The 4,564-nt window shown below is 73.9% G+C and carries 2 protein-coding genes and 1 rRNA gene; all 3 read right to left on the reverse strand.

Translation table 11 applies throughout. The features are described 5' to 3' along the window. A 16S ribosomal RNA gene (locus AC0CYZ_RS12735) occupies positions 1 to 72 on the reverse strand; the annotation flags it as partial. Positions 73 to 409: 337 nt separating this feature from the next. Continuing rightward, positions 410 to 2,875 carry a YfgM family protein gene (locus AC0CYZ_RS12740; protein ID WP_472215820.1) on the reverse strand — a complete coding sequence of 822 codons (2,466 nt, stop codon included), beginning with the start codon at positions 2,873 to 2,875 and terminating at the stop codon, positions 410 to 412. A 54-nt stretch (positions 2,876 to 2,929) separates the two neighbouring features. Continuing rightward, positions 2,930 to 4,564, reverse strand: a 1,635-nt coding sequence (gene ettA, locus AC0CYZ_RS12745; protein WP_472215822.1) for an energy-dependent translational throttle protein EttA, incomplete at its 5' end; no start/stop codon positions are given.

The following is a 4,564-nucleotide window of genomic DNA, read 5'->3' on the forward strand; positions in this document are numbered from 1 at the left end:
TTACCGCTCGACTTGCATGTGTTAAGCACGCCGCCAGCGTTCGTCCTGAGCCAGGATCAAACTCTCCAACAAAAACCGTTAGAAGAGAAAAACCAACTCTCCTGACAAAAACTAGCTACTCAAAGAAACCCCCAACCAAAAAGGTCAGAGGCCAAAGCACACAAAACGTCAGCACACTGTTGAGTTCTCAAAGGACGACCACACGGGCCCCGACCGCCGCACATCGTGCGGCCCGGTCAACCCGGCGCTCTCAGGGAGCCACCCTACCACCAACCCGGTGCAGGGCAACTCCCCCAACCTAACTGCCACCGGAGTTCGGAGCAAGCCCCTCGCCCCGGCGGCATCGAGAACTTTACACACCTGGTGAACCCCCCGGAGACGGGGGGGTCGGGCCACGCGTTGCTGCTGGTCAGCCGCGACGCGTGCCGATCCCGGGCCCGCGCGTGCCGTCGGGTCGGCCGCGACCGGGGGCGCTCAGACCGCCGTCCCCGTTGCCGCGCGCGGGCGCGCCCTCACCCGGGCGCGGGTCACCGTGGCCCTGGGACGGGTCGCCGGGAGCCCAGCCGCTCTCCTCGGGCCCGGTGTGTCGGAAGGCGTCCATCGCCTCGGCGAGCAGGTTCGCCAGGCGGGCACCGTTCTCCCCCCTGGGCGCCCGTCCCCCCGCTCCGGCGTCCGGTGGCGGTGCGGCCCGGTCGGGCGCCTCCGGCGGGCGTGCGGCGAAGCGCTGGTCGGTGGTCGGCAACGGCATCGAGCCCGAGACGTGCCGCCGGGCCGAGGGCACCTCGACGCCCGGGGACCGAACGTCGTGCTGGGGTTGCGCCGGCGGCTGGTCCGGCGCGCCGTACTCGGCGAGCAGCCCTGCGAGCGTGAGCGCCAGCTCCTCGTCGAACTCGGCCCGACCGGCTCCCCCGGGCTCGTACCGCGACACGGGCGGCGACCCGGCCAGGGGTGTGCTCGTGGAGCGGTGGGGCGCGGGAACCTCCCGCTCCTCCCGGCGCGGCGGGGGCGAACCCGGCACCACCCCGGGTGGCACCCCATCCCTCCGGGCCTCGTCGGCACGGCCCGTCGCGAGGACAGGGCTCGAGCCGCGCGCCGACGTCGTCGGACCGGCCCCCCGATCCGGCTCCGCACGTGGCGGCGTGTCCCGCCCGACCTCGGCGGCACCCTCGAGCGGGCGTCCGAGGCCGCCCCCGGAGTTCACGGAGCCCAGGGGATCCGCCGGATCGATGTGGGGGAACTCCTCCGGGGACGGCTCCGTGCCGGGACCGAAGCGGTCGGCACCCGCGGGAACGACGTCGCGTCGCCGCGGCGCGGTCGAGAACGCGTCGAACGTCGGGCGGGAGCCCGTGTCCGCCCGGCCCTCGGCGGGAGGCTCCGGGACCTCGTCGTCGCCCCCACCCGGACCTCGGATCCAGGAGGGGGTCGCCGGCGGGGACGCGGCGTCGGGGCCGCCCTCCGGGACGCCGGTGGCCCTCTCCTCGGCGCCACCGAGCCCACCCGCCTCCACCCGCTCGCCGGCATCCGCCGACGCGGTCGTCCCGGCTCCCGGCGCCGGCGCGGCTCCGTTGGTGCCGAGCAGGCGGGCCAGGGTCTCCGGGACGCTCTCGGTGCCTGGCGGACGGGACGCGCCGTCGGCACCCTGCCGCCGGTGGCTCCGCCGCCGGACCGGGGCATCCGTGCCGTCCACCTCGCCGCCCGGTCCGTCGCCGACCGCGGGTTGCGCGTCGGGGACGACGGACTCCGCCTCGGACGTGGACGTCGGCCCCGGGCCAAGGGCGGGTGCGGTCGGCGTCGGCGTCGGCGTCGGCTCGGGGGCCGGCGTCGGCGTCGGCCGCGGGGGCAGCTCTGGCGCCGACGCGGCGAGGGTGGCGAGGGCCCGCAGGGCCGGGTCGCGACGATCGCGGGCCCGCGACTCCAGCGCGTGGCCGTGACGGACCGCGGTGAGAGCCGCCGCGAGGTCGCCGCCACGTTCGGCCGCGGACGCGACCACTTCCCAGGCCCGCGCCGCGTCCGCGTCGTGGCCCGCGTCCTCGAGCTGTTCGGCGGCGCTGCGCGCCAGGGTCCGCGCCTCGTCGTGGGCTCCGCGCGCGAGGTGGACGCGCTCGGCGAGGGCGAGCCGGACCCGCGCGGCGGGGCGCACCAGCGGAGGTGTGATGGTCGTGGGGAGCGCCGCGCGACCGCGCTCGAGCGCCTCGTCCGGACGGCCGAGGTCGAGCAGCAGGTCCACGTGGTCCGCGGCGGCGAGCAGGGATCGTCGCCCGCCGTCCGGGTCCGCGTCGGGGTCGGAGGACTCGACGCCGGACACCAGCGGCAGGGCCGTCGCGGGGTCGCCGCTGCGGCTCCGCGCGGCGGCCCGGGCGCGCGCCAGGTCCCGCCGCGCGAGACCGGCGTCGGGCTCCCCGGTCTGTCGCAGCGCGGTCTCGGCCTCCTGCGCCGCCCGGTCGGCGCCCGCCACGTCCCCGGTCGTGCCCGCCAACCGGGCTCGGACCAGGGCCGCGTGGACGGTGGTCCGGTTCGGGAGCTCCTCGCCGGGACCGACCGGCGCGACGAGGCGGGTGGCGATCCCGTCGTCCCCGAACCCCATCGCCGCGGCGGCCAGCTCGACCAGGAGTCCGGCGAGGTCGTCGCGGTCCTGGCGGACCGCGGCGTCCTCGAGCAGGGGCGTCGCGCGGGACACGACCTCCTCGAACCGGTCGGCCTCGGCCAGCGACCGGATCACCGAGCGCTGCGCGGCCGCCCGGGCCCCGGTGTCGTCACCGGCGAGACGCAGGGCGTGCTCCGCCAGCGACAGGCCGAGGCGGTGGTCGCTCCAGCGCAGCCCGTCGGCGACCTCGAGGACGGTGCGCGCCGAGAGCGCACCTTCTCCTGGTGCCACGAGCGCTCCCTTCTCGGCGTCGACCGCGGGTCCGTCCCGCGACCGTGCGGGACGTCAGTCCCGGGTGAGCTTGCGGTGCGTCACCCGGTGCGGACGGGCCGCCTCGGCGCCCAGTCGCTCGATCTTGTTCTGCTCGTAGTCGGCGAAGTTCCCCTCGAACCAGAACCAGGCCGCCGGATGGTCGTCGGTGCCTTCCCAGGCCAGGATGTGCGTGCACACCCGGTCGAGGAACCAGCGGTCGTGGGACACGACCACGGCGCAGCCCGGGAAGTTCTCGAGCGCGTTCTCCAGCGACGAGAGCGTCTCGACGTCGAGGTCGTTGGTCGGCTCGTCGAGCAGCAGCAGGTTGCCGCCCTGCTTGAGGGTCATGGCGAGGTTCAGCCGGTTGCGCTCGCCGCCCGACAGCACGTTGACCGGCTTCTGCTGGTCGGGCCCCTTGAAGCCGAACGCCGAGACGTAGGCACGCGACGGCATCTCGACGTTGCCGACCTGGATGTAGTCCAGCCCGTCGGACACGACCTTCCAGACGTTGTCGGTCCCCGACAACCCGGACCGGTTCTGGTCGACGTAGGAGAGCTTCACGGTGTCGCCCACGCGCACCGTGCCGGAGTCCGGCTGCTCGAGACCGACGATGGTCTTGAACAGGGTCGTCTTGCCCACGCCGTTCGGGCCGATGACGCCGATGATGCCGTTGGGGGGCAGCGAGAAGGACAGGTCCTTGATCAGCAGCCGGTCGTCGAACCCCTTGTCCAGGTGGCTCACCTCGACGACGACGTTGCCCAGTCGGGGTCCCGGCGGAATCTGGATCTCCTCGAAGTCCAGCTTCCGGGTCTTCTCCGCCTCCGCGGCCATCTCCTCGTAGCGGGCCAGGCGCGACCGGCTCTTGGCCTGCCGGGCCTTGGCGCCGGAGCGGACCCAGGCGAGCTCGTCGGCGAGCCGCTTGCGCAGTTTCGCGTCCTTGCGGCCCTGGACGGCGACGCGCTCCGCCTTCTTCTCGAGGTACGTCGAGTAGTTGCCCTCGTAGGGGTAGGCCCGGCCGCGGTCGAGCTCGAGGATCCACTGCGCCACGTTGTCGAGGAAGTAGCGGTCGTGGGTCACGGCCAGCACCGCGCCCTCGTACGAGGCGAGGTGGCTCTCCAGCCACTGCACGCTCTCGGCGTCGAGGTGGTTGGTCGGCTCGTCGAGCAGGAGCAGGTCGGGCTTGCTCAGCAGGAGCTTGCAGAGCGCCACCCGGCGCCGCTCGCCCCCGGACAGGTGCGTGACCGGGGAATCCCCGGGCGGGCAGCGCAGGGCGTCCATCGCCTGCTGCAGCTGCGAGTCGAGGTCCCAGGCGTCGGCGTTGTCGAGGTCCTCCTGGAGCTTCCCCATCTCCTCCATGAGCTCGTCGGAGTAGTCGGTCGCCATGAGCTCCGCGATCTCGTTGTACCGCTGGAGCTTCAGCGCGACGTCCCCGGCGCCCTCCTGGACGTTGCCCAGGACGGTCTTCTCCTCGTTCAGCGGAGGCTCCTGCTGCAGGATCCCGACCGTGGCACCGGGGGCGGAGAACGCCTCGCCGTTGTTCGGCTGGTCGAGCCCCGCCATGATCTTGAGAACGCTCGACTTGCCCGCGCCGTTCGGCCCGACCACGCCGATCTTCGCCCCGGGCAGGAAGTTCAGCGTGACGTCGTCCAGGACCACCTTGTCGCCGTG

The sequence above is a fragment of the Actinomycetospora sp. genome (genome assembly GCF_055612215.1).